Consider the following 16,463-nt stretch of genomic DNA (forward strand, 5'->3'; position numbering starts at 1 on the left):
ACGATCTAGGGGATGTCCTGTCAGCGTCGGCATCTGGGCGACCGGCTCGCGTCGACCGGGAGCGGCGTGCAGTGATAAGCCAGAATGGACTCGGTCACGTCAGGAACGTCGATATGAAGACCCTGGTAGAACGTCGGGGCGAGCGTCGACGAGAGACTGAACGAAAAATCGCTCTTCACATTTCAACGTACCGTCTCGCGCACCCCGTGGTCCCGCTTTCATAGAGATGGTCCTCGCCGGAGGACTACGTCGGCTATCCTGCGGGCAAGCGTTCTGGTGCCATCCAGGCAGTTGAAAGGTAGTCCAGAACCGACGGTCTAGATCTGAGCGGAAGACCGCATCAGCCGTCAGGAGTGCACGTTTCGGAGCCGCGGTTCCGGGAGTTGCTGGCGGTCTTGGTTTCCCTCCGGGGCCGCCGGCTGCTTGAAAGCCCGAAGAGAGTCCCACATCCTGCCAAAGGCCGGTCATGTATCCCGATCAGCCCCGGACATGAAGTCAGGGAATGTTCGGGGTAATCCCAGTATGCGCACACCATGCTCAAGAACGCCTCATCACCTGCATCACACCCTCCGCAGGAGGAAGTGATGGTCGCTCCTGACAGTGTGTACTCGGGCCGGAAGGCAACTACCGCTTCCTGCACAGCACAGCCTGTGGTCGGCGGACGTACGCGAGGCGGTAGGAACGCCGGTCGCGGTCGCCGCTCTGGGTCAGCAGCAGTTCGGTGAGGAACCACTGGTAGGAGAGCTGCCTTTGTGTAGACGTCGCAGACCACAGCCAAGTTCAAGACTGTGGGGATTGCCGACGTACTCGGGAAGCTTTGTCAGTCGGCGAGAAGCGCTTTTCGGTGCCGACACCGGCCTGGTTCAGGTATGGACGGGCGATGCCAGGAGCGGGGTATCGGTGCTCGAGGTTTCGGCTCTCTTCATTTTCAGGAAGTGCATTTCCTCCGGGGACAACCAGTGCTCTCCATGCTCGCTCAGGGAGAGACACTCGCCCATGCCAGCCTCGATCCGGTTGACGTAGGTCCGGGGCAGGACCGTCGCGCCGGGGTTCTGCAGGATCCACTGCTGCACGTTGGAGTCGAGGGTGGGCCACAGAACACTGATGCTGGTCATATTGTGAGTCTTTCTATTCTTGGGCCCGGATTTGACCGCGCCTGAATGGCGGGCTTGGGTCCTATTCCATGGAATACGGTGATGGCGTGGGCGGGTAGGGCACAACGTCCCGACCTGCCGGGCAGGAGCTGGCTTGGGACGATCGATTGTTCGACGTATCTCAGATCTTTGTGAGCGGAAAGGAGCCCAGGAGACGGGGAGCCAGGTGCGGGTGATTTTGCTCGGGATGCGGTGGGCAGCCTGTCGTCCGGCTCCGTGGTGTCCGCTATCTTGCTGGCTTCGGTGCAGAAGCACCGGTCAGAGGTGAAGCACCTTCTCGTGCACGGGAGGAGATGCACCGCTGGGAATACCCCCATCGGGGGCGAGTGGCTGCTACAGGGCCGCGAGAGCTGGGCCGGCTGGTTCGAATTCGGCGAGCCAGAGGTCGGGGCCGAAGACTTCGTATCGGATGTCTTGTGCGGGGATTCCTCGCAGAATCAGTACGCTGCGCACCATCTGCATGAAGGGCAGCGGGCCGCAGAGGTAGTACTCGGCGTCGGCAGGAAGGTCGAGCGTGCTGAGATCCATGAATCCGGTGAATTGTTCGCCGGTCAGCGGCTCCTGAGATGTAGTCGAGGATCGATCCTGGCTTATTTCCCTCAAGGGTTCCCCCGAGGGGTTCATGAACCAGGTGGTCAGTGTTGCTCCGGGCAGTTGCTGGAGGTCGGCGCGGATCTGGCCCTGCAGGGCGAAAGTGTCGGCTGAATCGTCAGCATGCAGAAGAGTCACGCGGCGGGTGGAGCATGAGCGTTCGAGGTGGGAGATCATGCCCGCCATGGGCGTGATGCCGATGCCGGCGGTGGCGAAGACGACCGGCCGGGTACCGGGTGTGAGCAGCACGTCGCCGAAGGGCACCGAGAGGACGACGTCGTCACCGACATTCGTGCTCGAGTGCAGGAGGTTGGAGACTTCCCCGTCGGGGGTGGGCAGGCCGTGGAGGCGTTTGACGGAGAACCGGCGATGCATCCCGTCATCTGCCTGAGTAAGGCTGTATTGGCGGGGCTGGTGCACGCCGTCGGGCATGAGCACTTTCAATGTCACGTACTGGCCGGGCAGGGACGGCCTCGCGACCCGTTCATCGGTGGCTGCCACGACGAACGTCACGACGTCACTCGTTTCCTGGATTTTCTCCGTGACCCGCCAGGTTTCCCAGACGGTTTCCGGGCTCAGGCCAGCCGCCGCGTACATGGTGCGCTCCTGATTCATGAGCATGTTGGCCATCAGCCAGTACACCTCGTCCCATGCCGCGGCGACCTCCGGTGTGACGGCATCGCCGAGGACATCGACGATCGCCCACATCAGGTGATCATGGACGACCTGGTACTGGTCGGCCTGTAGGCCGAGGGAGACATGCTTGTGGGAGATCCGCGACATGAGGTGATCAGGAAGTTCACCCGGTTTGTTCACCAGGAGGCCGGCGAACGCTGCGACGGAACCGGCCAAGGCCTGCTGCTGACGACCGTCTGCCTGATTCCCGCGGTTGAACAAACCGTCGAAGAGCTCGGGCCTTTCCTGGAACATGTGCGCGTAGAAGCGCCTGGCGATTTCGCCGATGTTGTCGCCGACGACCGGCAGGGTCGCCTCGATCACGGGACGGGATGTATCAGAGAGCATGGTGGGGTCCTTACGGTTGATGTCATGTGAGGGATGCGGGTACGCACCGAACACGAGAGGCGCGCATGATACGTCGAGGCCCGGGGGACCTGACATGGTGGTCCAGGAAGGCGCAGCGCTGAGCCGGCGGAAGTGTTCGGTGAACGTGGAAGTCGTGGTGGCTGCGTCGTTACCGGTGCTTGGCGACGGTGAGGAGGACAACAGAATCCTCGATGGCTTCCAGATCATGCCGTGCGTTCGGAACGATGATCAGGTCACCGGCCGAACCGTGCCATGTATCGTCGCCGGCTGTCAGTGACACGCGTCCCTGGAGGACGTGCACTGTCGCTTCTCCCGGGTTCTCGTGCTCGTGCAGGCAGCTACCGGCCTGCAAGGCGATCATGGTTTGCCGCAACGTCTTCTCATGCCCACCGTAGACGGTGTGGGCACTGCGTCCACTGGGAGCATGCAGGGCTATATCCAGCTGGTGGCGCATAAGAGCTGTCAGTGATGCTGTGTTCAACGTCTGTCCTTAGAGGAGGCCGAGAGAATCTTCGATCGTGCTTCGGGCTTCATGCCTTACCGGACGACGAGGACGTTGCCTTCTGCGTGGTGGAGGACGGCGTGGACCGTGGACCCGAGGCGGGCGCCGAGCGTGTTGGTGCCCTTCGCGCCGAGGACGACGCAGACGGCCCGGCGGGCCTGGTGGATGATGACCGCGGGCGCCGACGGTTCCGCGAAGGAGTCCTCGATGACGGTGAGGTCCGTGTCCGCGGGCAGGCGGTCCAGGGCCCGCCGGATGACCGGGTCGTGCTCCGGGTCGGGCCGCCGCATCCGGGCGTCCCGCGTGTAGGGCCGCACATGGAGCACGCGCAGCGGCGCCTGCAGGGTCCTCGCGAGGAGTGCCGCCTCGGTGACCGCGCGGTCGCTCTCGGGCGACCCGTCGACCGCGACCAGGACATCGCCCTCACCGGGCCGGTCATCGCGGATGACCGCGATGGGGCAGGAGGAGGACGCGGCGAGGTGGAGGCTGACCGACCCGATGAGCAGGCCGGCGAACCCGCCGAGCCCGCGCGTGCCGGTCACGAGCAGGGATGCCTCGGCGGAGAGCCGGGTGAGCACCTCGGAGGGGAACCCGGTGACGAGCCGCACGCTGACCTCGAGGTCGGGTTCGGCCTGCCGGGCGAGATCGAGGCCCTCGGCGCTCGTGCGCTCGGCGGCCGCCTGGAGGCCGCTGTCCTCGATGTCGGCGACCGGGCCGAGGTCCTGGGTGAAGAACGGCCAGACCCAGCAGTGCACGACGACCAGGGGCAGTCCGGCGACAGCCGCGTGGTGGGCCGCCCAGAGGACGGCGCGGCGGGAGCCGTCCGAGCCGTCATAACCGGCCAGGACGGGCCGGACCGGCGCATCGGCCGGGCTCACGCTGACGCGCCGACGGATGGCAGGGCGAAGCCCTGTCCTTCCTGTGGTCGAAGAGCACCGTGGGAGACAAGGACCGGGCACTCTGCCCGTTCTGCCACGGCCGTGCTGACGGATCCAAGGAGCAGCCCGGCGAACCCGCCATGACCACGTGAACCGACGACGATCATCGAGGCATGTGCGCTTTCCTCAAGGAGGACCTCCGCAGCAGGCCCCTGTATGAGTCGCCGCTCGAGCCCCAAGGGGATACCTTCGGGGAATGCCGCGTTCAGTGCCTCATCCAGGACCTCCCCTGCCATTTCCTCGTGATTCACGTCGACGGGCCCGTAGGCCCCGAAGGGAGGCGGGTACTGCCAGGAGGTGACCGCGTGGATGACGTCACCGGCCAGAGGGATCAGCCGGGCGGCGAGTTGCAGCGCGGCGACGGACGATGGAGAACCATCGACCCCGACAACGACGGCCCGCGGGCGCGGTGAAGGGATTGTATGCATGGTGGATCCTTGTCTGAGAGGGGGTCTTATTCGACCCTCACCGATTTTGGGTCAACTGGGTAGGGCCACACGGCCCCTCCTTGCAAGGGGACATACGGCACTGTCAGGTCTGACCGGTAGGGGTCATGCTGATAGCTGGTGTCATGAAGGATTGACGAACAGATAGTTGGATGACGTGCGAAGGTGCCGGATGCGGGCAAGCAGGATCAGCGAGTGAAGGACGTGACGGTATTCCTTCTCGATGACCACGAACTGGTACGGCGGGGATTACGGGAACTGCTGGAGACCGAGGGATGCGTGATTGTCGGAGAAACCGGCTCCGCCGAGGAAGCCACACGCCGGATCCCGGCGCTATCCCCCGACATCTCGATCCTGGATGCGAGGCTGCCGGACGGCACCGGGATCGAGGTATGCCGGAATGTGCGCTCCATCGACCCCTCCCTGTCCTGCGTCATCCTGACCAGTTACGACGACGACCAGGCGGTGCGCGGGGCGGTACTGGCCGGGGCCTCGGGATACATCCTGAAGGAGATTCTCGGCTCCGATCTGGTCGGGAAGACCCGCCGGGCCGCTGCGGGTGAGTCCCTGTTCGAGCCCGGCATGAAGGAGCGCATCATCGCCGGGCTGCACGACGCGCCGGAGGAGGATCCACGCCTTGCGGGCCTGACGGCACAGGAGAGGAAGGTCCTTACCCTGATCGGGAGGGGGCTGACGAACCGGGAGATCGGTGGCGACCTGTTCCTGTCCGAGAAGACCATCAAGAACTATGTGTCCTCGATCCTGGCGAAGCTGGGCTTTCACCGTCGGGTCCAGGCTGCCGTCTACATCTCCACGGCGGTCGACGCCTCGCCCCGTTAGGTGCGCAGGGGCACGGTGAGCACCACATTGGTGCCCTTGCTGGGCGCACTCGAGATCGACAGGGTGCCACTGCAGAGATCGGCTCGGCGACGCATGTTTGCCAGTCCGCTGCGGGACGGCGTTTCTTCGAACCCGGACCCGTCGTCGCTGATTCTCAGTTCCAGGCGGTCCGGAAGGGCCTGCAGCGTCACGGTGATGGAGTGCGCGTGGGCGTGGCGGAGCGCGTTGGAGAGCCCCTCCGAGAGGACGGCCCGTACGTGGTCGGCGCACTCAGGGTCGATGGCGGCGTCAATAGGTCCCGAGAGTTGCAGTACCGGTTGAAGGTCGTATCCGTCGAAGGCGGCCGCCACGAGAGCGAAGATGCTGGAGGTGAACGTCGAGGCGCCCTGCGGAACGGAACGCAGTGAGTAGATGGTGTCGCGCAGCTCTCGGATCGTTGAGTCCAGTTCGCCGGTGACGGTTGAGATGCGTTCAAGTGGTTCAGGGTCCGACACGAATTTGCGCAGACTCTGAATGCTCAGGCCCGCCGCGAAGAGACGCTGGATGACGAGGTCGTGAAGATCGCGTGCGATCCGGTCCCGGTCGCCGAAGACAGCTTCCTGTTCGCGCTGCCGGTGAACACGCAGTAGTTCCAGAGCCAGGGAGACGTGGGATGTGAAGGAGCGCACCATTTCCCTGTCCACAGTGGAAAACGGTGGCGATCCTGTCTGGCGTCCGATGAGCAGGAACTGCCGCTCCCCGGTCCCCGCGAGTCGTATCAGCAGTGCGGTCGACACGGTAGCCACGGGGGCTTCCGGCAGCAGCCGATCGATGTCTGCCGGTGTCAACAACAGCGGTGGTGAGAGGGCGGGCAAATCATCCAGCAGCGCCCAATGCGCCCCTGAGCGTCCCGTCACGCAAGCGGCGTTCACGCCACTGGCGGCCTCGCAGAGGAGGCCCCGCTGATGGCCGAAGTCGCGAAGAACGACGGTCAAATCGCTTTGGGACGCGTGCAAGGCGTGATGTGCGACCGATTCCAAGGGGCTGCGGACATGATCGGTTTGCTCGAGGAGCTCACGCACGGCACTCAAGCCTCCTTCGAGCCACCGCGTCCGACGCGTCGATTCGTCGTACAAACGTGAGTTCACGATGGCGACGCTGGCAGCGGCCGCCAGAGCGACGAGCAGTTCCTCATCGGTGTCGGTGAAATCCCCTCCCCCGTTCTTCTCGGTCAGATACAGATTCCCGAATACAGTGCCGTGGATACGGATAGGAACACCGAGGAACGATTTCATCTGCGGGTGATGGGCAGGGAATCCGACGGCGACATCATGCTCGCGAAGATCATGGAGACGCACCGGGTGGGGCTGGGCGATCAGCAGGCCCAGCACGCCGTGCCCCTGAGGCAACGACGGGATCCGGGAAATCTGGTCATCGTCGAGCCCCACCGTAATGAAGTTGCCGAGGGTCTGATCCGGCCCGATCACGCCCAGGGCCCCGAAGCGTGCATCAACCAATTGGCAGGACGCGGAAATGACACGTTCAAGGACCGTGTTGAGGTCTGTGTTATCCGCCATGGCAGCGAAAGCGCCAAGCAGGTTGCTGATTCCCGCGGACGCTCCGGTCACCGGATTCTTCAGCTCCATGGCTGCAGGTAAGTGCCTGGACAGGGCTACCACTAGATGCCTCCGGGAATAGTAGATTGTGCCTCGTCCCGAAGATCCACTGCTCGTCGATGGGAACCTGGGGCTGACGACGGCTGGATCACAGACGACACGCGACGTGAACCGGTTCATAGGGCCTTTCAGCCCTAGCGTCACTTTCATAGTGGCATGTATCGGGACCTAGCCCCCTCAAAAAAAGGACAACCTACTTACTTCCCGATTGTCGCCCGGATCTGTGTTCAGGCCCGGATGGACGAGGGCGCTCAGAGTGCACGAGTGCTGGGCGCCGTTGTGCCAGCCTCCCCGGTGATCACCTCGCGTCTTCGACCGCAGATCGTCTGGGAGCTTTTTCATGAGCTTCGTCTGACCCCAAGAGCGGGCGGTTCCCTCACGGCGTTGAACCAGACGGTGAACTGCGCGACACGCGGAGCCAGGACGCGAGCCGAAGTGCAGCGCGTACGTGGCCAGTGCGGTAACTGCCTGACCTCGGGACAGTGCCGCAATGCCGGAAGGGCTGATCATCCGGTTGACCGCGAGAATGATCAATCGTCCTGCTTCTACCCCAGCACCAGCGGTGGCCGGCGCACTGCATCCAGAGCGACCTCAGCCTCAGGCCCGACGGGGCCGGACTCGGGTTCGGGGAGCGTCATGACAAGCGTCGGGCAGGGCGGGCGCAAAAGCAGCGTGTGCGTGACCGAGCCAATGCCCGGCCCTGTCCCGGCACCGCGACCATGACAGCCGATGACCAGAAGGTCTGCATCCCGGCTGTGTCGCACCAGGGCCCGGGCTGGGGATCGAAGCACATCCACGATCCAGCTCACGCCCATGGACGGGTAGGTGGCGCGAATCGTCCGCAGGATCCGCGGAGGACCGATGGTCAGCGACTCCGAGGCTTGCGGGCCAGGCTTCACCGCCGCGATGACGCGTAGCGCCGCACCCGATCGGTGCGCTTCGTCAGCGGCCCGAGTCAGCGCCGCGCAGGACTCAGCAGAACCGTCGATACCAACCACTACATGGCCGTGGGCGGTACCGTTCTTGTCGCCCCCGTCTCGATGACCGATCGGAATGATCAGGACCGGTGCCAGCGACCCAAGCACCACCTGAAGGGCCACGCAGCCCTGGAATGCACCGGTGAGCGTATTCACCCGGTCCTCGCCGATGACAAGCAAGGACGCGTCGGCCGACAATCCCAGGAGGGCATGGACGACATCACCGCAGTGAAGGTGGGTGCCCACCCGCAACGTCGGGAATCGGGTCCTCCACCGCGTGGCCTCGTCCTGCAGCATTCGGCGGCCTGCAGCGACCACATCCGCGTAGCAGGTGCCCGGCGGCACCGAATCGGCGGTGGGGACAGCATGGACCAGGGTCAGCGGAAGATCCGCAGTGCGCGCTCGACGGGCAGCCCACTCAAGGGGCGGGTTGAGAGTCAAAGGACCTCGAATGGCGACCAGAATCGGCCGCTGATCTGCGGAATGCGGCGATACCGGGCCCTGGGGCTGCACGACTGTCAGCACGGGAACCGCATGATCTTGCTCCAGGACGCCAGCACTATGGCATCACGCAGCTCTGCTCCGACCGGGTGCCTGTATGAGGAGACGACCACCGCAACGATGAACGCCATTGAGAACATGGAAGCGGCCCTGGCTGCGGTGCCTGCATTACCCCACCCACCTGTCGACTCCCTGGTCGTCCCGGCTGCTGTCGTAGACGGGGCGAATGCACCGGGAGCGGGGTCAGGATCTCCGGTGTCTGGTGGTGATGTGTCGGTGCCGGTGTGCCGGGATATCATCCGTACTTTCCCTTGTGGTTGACCTCATTGGTGCGCACCCACGGGAACTTCTCGCACCTTCCCCGCATTACAAGGACCCCCTACCAGGTGGATCAGTGCACGGGCCATATCGGAGCGGGGCACTGGCTTAACCGTCGCTGGAAACAACTGTCCTGATCAGGGCCCTTCGACCCTGATCAGGACGATCATTTCTTTGTACCGTGGAAATAAGGAGACCGCTGAGCGCGCCCGGGCCGTTCAGAGTGCACATGCACCACCACATCGGTCGCCTTATCGGGCCGCTCGTAACCAGGTCTGCGCGACTCAAGGCAAAGGACGGCACCATGACCACTGCACCGAACCGGGACGCCTACTGGGAATCTCCCGGGGCCCTGCGCACCTCGGAGAAACTTTCGTCGTCTGAATGCTGGGCTCTGGCAGCGACACAACAGACGGGCCGAATCGGTTTCTTCCGCGGTGGCCTTCTGGACATTTTCCCCGTCACCTATTTCGTGATGGACGAACACGTGTACTTCCGCACCTCCGCCGATGGCACCATCGCCACCAGTTACCTGGACCACGCCGCCTTCCAGATCGACCATGTCGACAGGGACGCCCAGAACGGCTGGACCATCCTCCTCAACGGCCCCGCGACGCGGGTAGAGGATCCGGAACTCCTGACAACGCTCTGGGGAAAAGCAGTCGATGAGCCCTGGGCGCCGAACCAGCGCGACCTGTTCTACGAACTGGCCTCGACGCACGTGCGTGGCCGCCGGTTCGGCACAACCCACTAGCGGATGCCGACGCAAACCCCCGCGAGCACCTTGATCTCCTGACCGGGAATTGCTGGTTCCCACTTTCAGATCGGGGCAACGTCCCTTCCCCCTTGCTCGAGGGGCTAGGTGGAAAAACGCGGCCATCGTGTCCCGGTCCACCGGCTGCGGGGCTCCGTAGGTGCTGATCCCGTTCGCCCTAACCCACCCGGTGATGATGCCCCGATCGGCGAGCCAATACATCTCCTTGTAAGCAGTTCGTTCGCGCTGGTGTCCGCGAACGGTGGGGGGTGTATGCGGCGGCGAGGTAGTCGTGAAGGTCGGCGCCCGTTGGGTGGTCGCACGAGGGCCGGAACTTAGCCGGTAGTGGCGCGGGCGCCACCCGTGCCCGTCCGTAGCCGGTCACCTTCGTCTTGGTGCGGCCCTGCACCTGACGAAAGGTGAGCTATCGCGGTTTGTATGACCGTCCTTGGATGGGTCGGCAGCATCACTCCAGCCTTGAGACAAGCGCCCTGCTGCTGCCGTCAGAAGTGCCATTGCCAAATTCTTGCGCCTTCCAGCTCTACCGCCTCACGTTGGCGCATTGGCGCAGCAACAGGGCGATTGTCGACGCCACCTCGGCGTTTATTCACGGCAGATTCGCGTCAGTTCGAAGCGTCCGATGCCACTCTTGGTGTCACCCCGCCTATCGCGAGTCCGCGGTCTCTTGAGCGCCGTGACCCGCGTCAGGGCGCGTGCTCGTCCTTCGTTGCCAGTTCGATCTTGAGGAGGCCGCTGGCGATAACGCTCGCCCGGGCAAGGACGTCCAGTTGTGCCGGGCTGTACAGCGCTGTGAGCGATTCGACGACCGTGCTCTGGGTCACCTCGAGGCTTTTCGACAGATGCTTCCCCGGGTCCGTGAGCCACGGGTAGTCCCTGATGGCATCGGCAATGGTCGGTGCATAACGTGTTGCGAGTGCGGCGCGTACCGTTTCGTCGGCGTCAGCAGCCAATTCGTCGAACTCCCTGCTCACCGACTCCGAGTCCTCTGTGACCATTTTCCGCAGATCCTGCATCGCGTCGTCATCGTACAGCTGGGAGTAGATGAGCATCAACGACTGGTCCTGCTTGGACAGGCGAGGTGCCACGTCCTCGAACCCTGCCGGGACTCCCGTCACGGAGGTGCCCTGGAGGATTGCCTGGATCTCCGCCCTGGCACGCTGCAACCTCTCGATGCTCACCGCGAGGTCCGCGTCGATCGCTTTCAGCGCCTCGGACGACGAATCGCCATCGAGGGCCACTTCGTCGATTTGATCGAGCGGTACCCCGAGATCCCGTAGGCGTCGTATTTTCAGCAGACGGACGAGGTGCCTGACCTGGTACTGCTTGTAGCCATTGGACATCCTGTCCGGCTGCTCGAGAAGTCCGACCCGATGATAGTGACGAACGGTGTTCACCGTCGTCCCGGCCAGCTCGGCGATTCCTTGGGTGCTCCAGGCCATGCTCGTCAGTCCTTCTTCATTCATCGTCCCCAGTTCAGTCGTGACGCACCTGGTACGTGTCGGACTGTTCTTTAGAAGGAAACTCCATGTTCCCACCACACAGTCAAGATGCAGCGAGACCCCCTGCAGAACTGCAACGGAGACGGTACCGGCCAGCCCGATCGATGGCGGTGCCATCAACGAGTCCATGACGACAGATGCCCGAAATCCGGCTTCGGGTCACCGTCACCAGCCCAGAATTCCTACAAGCCCGGTTGCGAGCGCCGAGATGGCGACCGTCCACACTACGATCGCGATCGCCTGCCAGAAGAGGACCCGCTCCTTCCTGACGCCCGACGCCGCGAGGAACGTAGCGGTGAGTTGCGTGGGAAGAGCAAGGGGGGCGAGGAGGCTTGCCCCCGGCACCCCGAAGCGGGAGAGCCAGCCCTGCAGGCGCCGCTGTCCCTTCGCGCGCCGCGGTGACGGAGCGGCGGATGCAGAACCCGCCGGCCCGCCCAAGCCTCCTCGAGAGGCGACGACCTTCTCCCGGACACGGGAGCTGATGGTGACGATGGCAAGCACGCTCAGGAAGTTGCCGATCATCGCCGAGACCGCCGCCACCACCGGATTGACCCCGAGGAGAATGCCGATAGCGGCGGCACCCTCGCCCTCGATGTACGGAATCATCCCGGCGACGGCCACACCCAACGGTTGCGCCATCTCGGGTAGCTGTTGAACCCACTCCTGCATGCCCTCATACGGGTTGTCCACCATGTCCTCCTTAGAATGCATGACGGGGAGCGTGGATCGATCCACCGTCCTCACGCTTCTACGGCGGCACCGATCGCGCTCTGCCATGGCGTGGTTTGGTGTGCTGAAACCAGTGAACAGGCTGTGCCGACAACAGGGTCAAGGCCTTTGAATGAGTCGTCCGCCATACCCCTCTCGGGGGTGTCCCGATCTCGCCGTCTCGCCTAGCCGCACAGCTACCACCCCCGAGCTGAGCTGAGCTGAGCTGAGCTGAGGAAATGGTGGTTCCTGCTGCGCACCCGGTGCCGTCACCACGGGAACGTGACTCCTGCTCCTCGCCGCATCTGCCGCTTCAAAGGAGCCGGAAGCCGTCCCAGCTCCCGCCGGCGCACCTGCCGGCGGCGCCGGGGTGCTGCGCGACGCGACGAAATCCGTGAGCCGGGACCCTTGAGGTGACGCCCCCGGCACGGCAGACTGAGCACACACCAGTCTCATCCGGCACATCAGCGCCACACCATGGTCTCGTTCACGCTCCACGGTCAGCAGGACAGCGCTGCCTCGACCACCCTGGAGCCACACCATGAACGACGCCGTGATCAAGAGCGGTTCCCTGCGCCTCGCGCAGGAGAGCGACCTCATCGCCACCCTCGAAGCCGTGGAGACCAGCGCCGATCTCCCCCGTGCCGTGGCGGACGCCGCCGAGATCAGGGCGTTCGCGGAGACGCTCGGGCGGCTCGACGTCGCGTTCTGGGCAGAGGTGATCGGGCTCGACGCGCTGGCCCGCACGGACGGCGCGCCCGGCGCGCGGACACGGGGCCAGGAGATCCTCGAATGGGCCACCGAGCAGGGCGACGCGCGGCTCGCGAGCCGCTGCCACGCCCTGATCGCGATGATGGATCTCATCGCCGGCCACTCCGGCTCCGGCGCGGAGCAGGCGACGATCGCCGTCACACTGCTGGACGGCACCGAGCTGCCCCGGCTCCGGGCGAATTTCCTGACGCGTCAGGCGCTCGGCCTCCTGGTCGCGGGGCTCCTGCAGCACGGCTTCGACGTGTCCCGCCGGGCACTCGCCCTCGCGGACCAGCTGGCCGACCCCGAGCTCCTGGCCCGGATCGCGTCGAACGCGTTCCACTCCGCACTCGACGAGTCGATGCCGGACGAGGCCCGCTTCTGGATGCGGCGGCTGGAAGCCGTGATCGCCACGTCCCCGGAGCTCGAAGCCGAACTCTCGGATGTCCTCGCCCGCGGTCACCTGGCGGACAATCGTCCCTGGGATGCGCTCGAGGTACTGGAACGGGCCGGGGACGACGACGCCGCGACGTCGCAGCCGGAGACACGGGCCACCCGGATGCTCCTGCTCGCGCAGGCCCACCACGGGGTCGGCAACCTCCCCGCCGCACGGCGCGCCCTCGACCGGGCGGAACAGATCACCGTGCGTCATGCGCTGGAGGAGGTCGCCTCCACCGTCCTGGAGGAGCGCGCCGCCATCGCCGCGTCCGCGGCCGACTTCCGGCTCGCCTACGAACTCCACCGACAGTTCCACCAGGCGGCGCGGACCCGGTGGATCGAGGCCCGCCGCTCCCGGGTGGACCACCTGTTCGCCGAGCAGAACGTCACAGAGGCACTGGAACGCGCCGAACAGGCGGAGGCGGCCGTCGCCGTCGACCCCCTGACGAAGGTCCGCAACCGGCGGTGGGTCGAGGACACGCTGCCCGACGTCGTCCGGACCTGGCAGGCCGGCGGACCGTGGACGGCGTCCCTGGCCATCCTCGACCTCGACCACTTCAAGCTGGTCAACGACCGCTACGGCCACGCCGCGGGCGATGACGTGCTGGTGTCCGTCGCCGCGGCCCTCCAGGCGTGCGGCGGGGTCCAGCACGTCGCCCGGATCGGAGGCGAGGAGTTCCTGCTGGTCCTGCAGCAGGACGCCGACCAGCAGCAGGTGGCGGAGCGGGTGCTGTCCGCCATGCGGGAGCTCCGATGGCCCGAGATCGACGGCGGCCTCCGCCTCACGGTGAGCATCGGCTTCGCCGGTTGCGAACCGGGGGCGACGACGTCCGACCTGCTGCAGGAGGCCGACCTTCGCCTCTACAGCGCGAAACGCGCCGGTCGGGACAGGTCGGCGGGCCCCTGGTAGGACCGGCCTCCTGTCAGGCACGATGCGGGTCACGGGCCAGGATGAGAGGCGGTCAGGGTGCCTGGACGGGCAGGCGTAGGAGTCGATCGTCCTGGTCGGAGGGATCCCCTCGTCCGTCGGTGTTGCTGGTGAGGATCCAGAGGTCGCCGTCGGGTCCGGTGGTGACGTCTCGAAGCCTGCCGTAATCGCGGGTGAAGTAGTCCACGGACCGGCCGGGGTCGGCCGTCGGCACGGTCCGCAGCACCTGGCCGCGGAGGTTGGCGATGTAGAGGGTGCCATCCAGGTACGTCATGCCGCTGGGGCTCGCCGCCCCGGGGTCCCATTGCTGGACGGGATCGGTGAAGCCGTCCTCGCCGGCCACACCTTCGACGGCGGGCCAACCGTAGTTGGCACCGGGGGTGATGATATTCAGTTCGTCCCAGGTGTTCTGCCCGAACTCGGTGGCGAACAGCGTGCCGTCGTCGGACCAGGTCAGGCCCTGGGGGTTGCGATGCCCGTAGCTGTAGGTGAGGGAGCCGGGGAACGGATTGTCGTCAGGGACCTCCCCGTCGGGAGTCATGCGAAGGATCTTCCCGGCAAGCGAGCCACGGTCCTGGGCGGCGTCGCGGCGGCCCGCATCCCCGGTCGTCGCGTACAGCATCCCGTCGGGGCCGAAGGCGAGGCGGCCGCCGTCGTGGACGTTCGCCGACGGGATGCCGTCGAGCAGCGTCTCCGCCTCCCCCAGCGCACGCCCGCCGGCAGTCCCGGTGAGGATGAAGCGCTGGATGCGGTTGCCGTCCGTGGCCGTGGAGTAGACGTAGAGCCGCTGCTCGTCGTCGACCGCCAACCCGAGCAGGCCCCCCTCCCCTGCCCCGGCGACGCCCTCGACGGTTCCGACGACACGGGTGGAACCGTCATCGAGGACTTCGAGGATCCTGGCGCTGTCCCGCTCACTGATGAGTGTCACCCCGTCGACGACCACGACCGACCACGGCGCTTGAAGACCCGAGACGACGGTGACAGGCTCGGCAAGAGCCTGACCCTGCGACGGCGTGGCGCCCTCCGGGGACGGCGGGCCACCATCGCCTGATCCCGGGCTGCAGGAGGTGATGAGGGCCGCCGCGCCGAGACCGATCACGGCAAGGGCCACACCGCGGGGGATCCAGGTATTCATAGTGGTCATCATGCTACGGCGATCGGCGGGCAGTCGACCGTCGCCGTCGAGCCTTCCTCGAAGGTCCACAGCCGACGGTCAGGAGGAGCGGGCGAGCCAGGCCTCGAGCGCGGCCCGGACGAATTCCGCACCGCCCGGTCCGCCGTAGTTCACCGCGAACCGCGGGTCCTGGACGTACATCGCCCCGAGTCCCCGGACGTACTCGGGCAGGAGGGCCCCCTCGTCGTCGCGCGGCACGCCCGGGACGGAGGAGAGCCAGGCGACGTGGCGCGCGGCCAGCTCCTGGGCTTCGCCACCGGTCGGTGCGACACCCCGGGCCGCGGCATCGGCCCAGCCCGCATTGAGCTCCGCGACCTCCCGGCCGAATGCCTCCCTCTCCGCGTCCGTCCGTCCGCGCCACCAGGCATCGCCCTGGGCGTAGGCATCGCTGCCCCACCGCTCCTCGACCTCCTCCCGATAGCGCGTGTGGTCGAATCCGTCGAACATCTTCTCAGGCATGGGTTCCTCTCCTCGTTCCAGGGCCTCGACCGTCGCGAGGACCGCACTGATCCGGCGGTCGAGCCGTTGCTGCTCGCCGCGGAGGTGGTCGAGGTGGGACCGCAGGGCGGATACCGGGGCAACCGCACCGCCGTCGTCGAGCACCGCACGGATGGCCGGTAGCGGCAGTCCGAGGGATCGCAGCAGCAGGATGCGCTGGAGCCTCACGAGTGCCGGGCCGTCGTAGAACCGATATCCGTTGGCGCCCACGCGGGACGGCACCAGCAAGCCGACGTCACCATAGTGGCGCAGGGTCCGGCTCGTGGTGCCGGCGAGCCGAGCCACGGCGGCGATCGGGTATTCCACGTCGTCCTCCTCCTTCCACCGCACGGTGCAGCGGAAGGATTCAACAGTACGAATTGACGCTGCGTGAAGGTCAAGCGGGCCCTGTCGATGCGGGCCCGTGGCGGAGCGCGGGAGAACCGGTCAGTTGTACCAGAACCATTGCGGCGGACGCCACGATCCCGGGACGGCGTGTGCATTGAAGGTGCCGCACTCGGAGCACGTGTAGCTCGTGCTCGCGGGGAGGAGGTCGGTGGAATGGTCGGCCTGGCGTGCGGGCACGAACTCCTCGAAGATCAGGTAGTCGTCCGTGCGGCACAGGGGGCAGGAGGGGGCTTCTTCGGTGGGCGGGACTGAGACGGCGGAGCTACTGGTACGCAGGCTCCGCCCGTGATCGATTGTTGTCATGAGGTTCACCGTTTCCGTACCTGCAACCGACGCTGGG

At 65.7% G+C, this 16,463-nt stretch carries 15 protein-coding genes; 3 read left to right on the top strand and 12 right to left on the bottom strand.

From position 1 onward, the window contains the following. Window positions 1-863: 863 nt before the first annotated feature. From RY94_RS04910 to RY94_RS17155, 5 genes are all read right to left on the bottom strand, one after another. Window positions 864-1,115 (bottom strand): hypothetical protein, encoded by a 252-nt coding sequence (locus RY94_RS04910; protein WP_052273962.1) that lies wholly within the window; start codon window positions 1,113-1,115, stop codon window positions 864-866. 372 nt (window positions 1,116-1,487) lie between these two features. Further along, window positions 1,488-2,768 carry a globin domain-containing protein gene (locus RY94_RS04915; RefSeq protein WP_043442331.1) on the bottom strand — a complete coding sequence of 427 codons (1,281 nt, stop codon included), beginning with the start codon at window positions 2,766-2,768 and terminating at the stop codon, window positions 1,488-1,490. Between the two features lie 169 nt (window positions 2,769-2,937). After that, the gene (locus RY94_RS04920) at window positions 2,938-3,243 is read right to left on the bottom strand and encodes a cupin domain-containing protein (RefSeq protein ID WP_043442333.1); all 306 of its coding nucleotides are present in this window, start codon (window positions 3,241-3,243) and stop codon (window positions 2,938-2,940) included. A gap of 83 nt (window positions 3,244-3,326) precedes the next feature. Next, the gene (locus RY94_RS04925; protein WP_043442335.1) at window positions 3,327-4,169 is read right to left on the bottom strand and encodes a universal stress protein; all 843 of its coding nucleotides are present in this window, start codon (window positions 4,167-4,169) and stop codon (window positions 3,327-3,329) included. After that, the gene (locus RY94_RS17155) at window positions 4,166-4,657 is read right to left on the bottom strand and encodes a universal stress protein (protein WP_082046062.1); all 492 of its coding nucleotides are present in this window, start codon (window positions 4,655-4,657) and stop codon (window positions 4,166-4,168) included. The genes RY94_RS04925 and RY94_RS17155 overlap by 4 nt, the downstream gene beginning before the upstream one ends. A gap of 183 nt (window positions 4,658-4,840) precedes the next feature. Between RY94_RS17155 and RY94_RS04935 the strand changes: the two genes are divergently transcribed. Continuing rightward, window positions 4,841-5,515: a response regulator gene (locus RY94_RS04935; protein WP_052273963.1), complete on the top strand. Its 675-nt coding sequence runs from the start codon at window positions 4,841-4,843 to the stop codon at window positions 5,513-5,515. Here the strand turns inward: RY94_RS04935 and RY94_RS04940 are convergent. Continuing rightward, window positions 5,512-7,140, bottom strand: coding sequence for a GAF domain-containing sensor histidine kinase (locus tag RY94_RS04940; RefSeq protein WP_043443645.1), 1,629 nt, complete (start codon window positions 7,138-7,140; stop codon window positions 5,512-5,514). The genes RY94_RS04935 and RY94_RS04940 overlap by 4 nt on opposite strands. Window positions 7,141-7,715: 575 nt before the next feature. After that, window positions 7,716-8,672, bottom strand: coding sequence for a universal stress protein (locus RY94_RS04945; RefSeq protein WP_082046064.1), 957 nt, complete (start codon window positions 8,670-8,672; stop codon window positions 7,716-7,718). 598 nt (window positions 8,673-9,270) lie between these two features. Here RY94_RS04945 and RY94_RS17160 point away from each other — a divergent pair. Continuing rightward, complete coding sequence (locus tag RY94_RS17160; RefSeq protein ID WP_197060595.1) at window positions 9,271-9,720, top strand: pyridoxamine 5'-phosphate oxidase family protein; 450 nt, start codon at window positions 9,271-9,273, stop codon at window positions 9,718-9,720. A gap of 704 nt (window positions 9,721-10,424) precedes the next feature. Here the strand turns inward: RY94_RS17160 and RY94_RS04955 are convergent. Next, a complete protein-coding gene (locus tag RY94_RS04955) occupies window positions 10,425-11,180 on the bottom strand; it encodes a MerR family transcriptional regulator (RefSeq protein ID WP_043442346.1) in 756 nt (251 codons plus the stop codon). 225 nt (window positions 11,181-11,405) lie between these two features. Beyond that, entirely contained in the window at window positions 11,406-11,951 is a 546-nt protein-coding gene (locus RY94_RS04960; protein WP_231554421.1) for a small multidrug efflux protein, read from the bottom strand. Between the two features lie 538 nt (window positions 11,952-12,489). Here RY94_RS04960 and RY94_RS04965 point away from each other — a divergent pair. Beyond that, on the top strand, window positions 12,490-14,046 hold the full coding sequence (locus RY94_RS04965) for a GGDEF domain-containing protein (RefSeq protein ID WP_043442350.1): 1,557 nt from the start codon (window positions 12,490-12,492) through the stop codon (window positions 14,044-14,046). A 52-nt stretch (window positions 14,047-14,098) separates the two neighbouring features. On the opposite strand, the gene RY94_RS04970 is transcribed toward RY94_RS04965, so the two are convergent. From RY94_RS04970 to RY94_RS04980, 3 genes are all read right to left on the bottom strand, one after another. Further along, the gene (locus RY94_RS04970; RefSeq protein ID WP_043442353.1) at window positions 14,099-15,199 is read right to left on the bottom strand and encodes a PQQ-dependent sugar dehydrogenase; all 1,101 of its coding nucleotides are present in this window, start codon (window positions 15,197-15,199) and stop codon (window positions 14,099-14,101) included. Between the two features lie 78 nt (window positions 15,200-15,277). After that, complete coding sequence (locus RY94_RS04975) at window positions 15,278-16,042, bottom strand: MerR family transcriptional regulator (protein ID WP_043443649.1); 765 nt, start codon at window positions 16,040-16,042, stop codon at window positions 15,278-15,280. A 120-nt stretch (window positions 16,043-16,162) separates the two neighbouring features. After that, window positions 16,163-16,426, bottom strand: a complete 264-nt coding sequence (locus RY94_RS04980; RefSeq protein WP_156135021.1) for a hypothetical protein — start codon at window positions 16,424-16,426, stop codon at window positions 16,163-16,165. Window positions 16,427-16,463 lie beyond the last annotated feature (37 nt).

This window comes from Arthrobacter sp. L77, from assembly GCF_000816565.1.
GTDB lineage: Bacteria > Actinomycetota > Actinomycetes > Actinomycetales > Micrococcaceae > Arthrobacter_D > Arthrobacter_D antioxidans.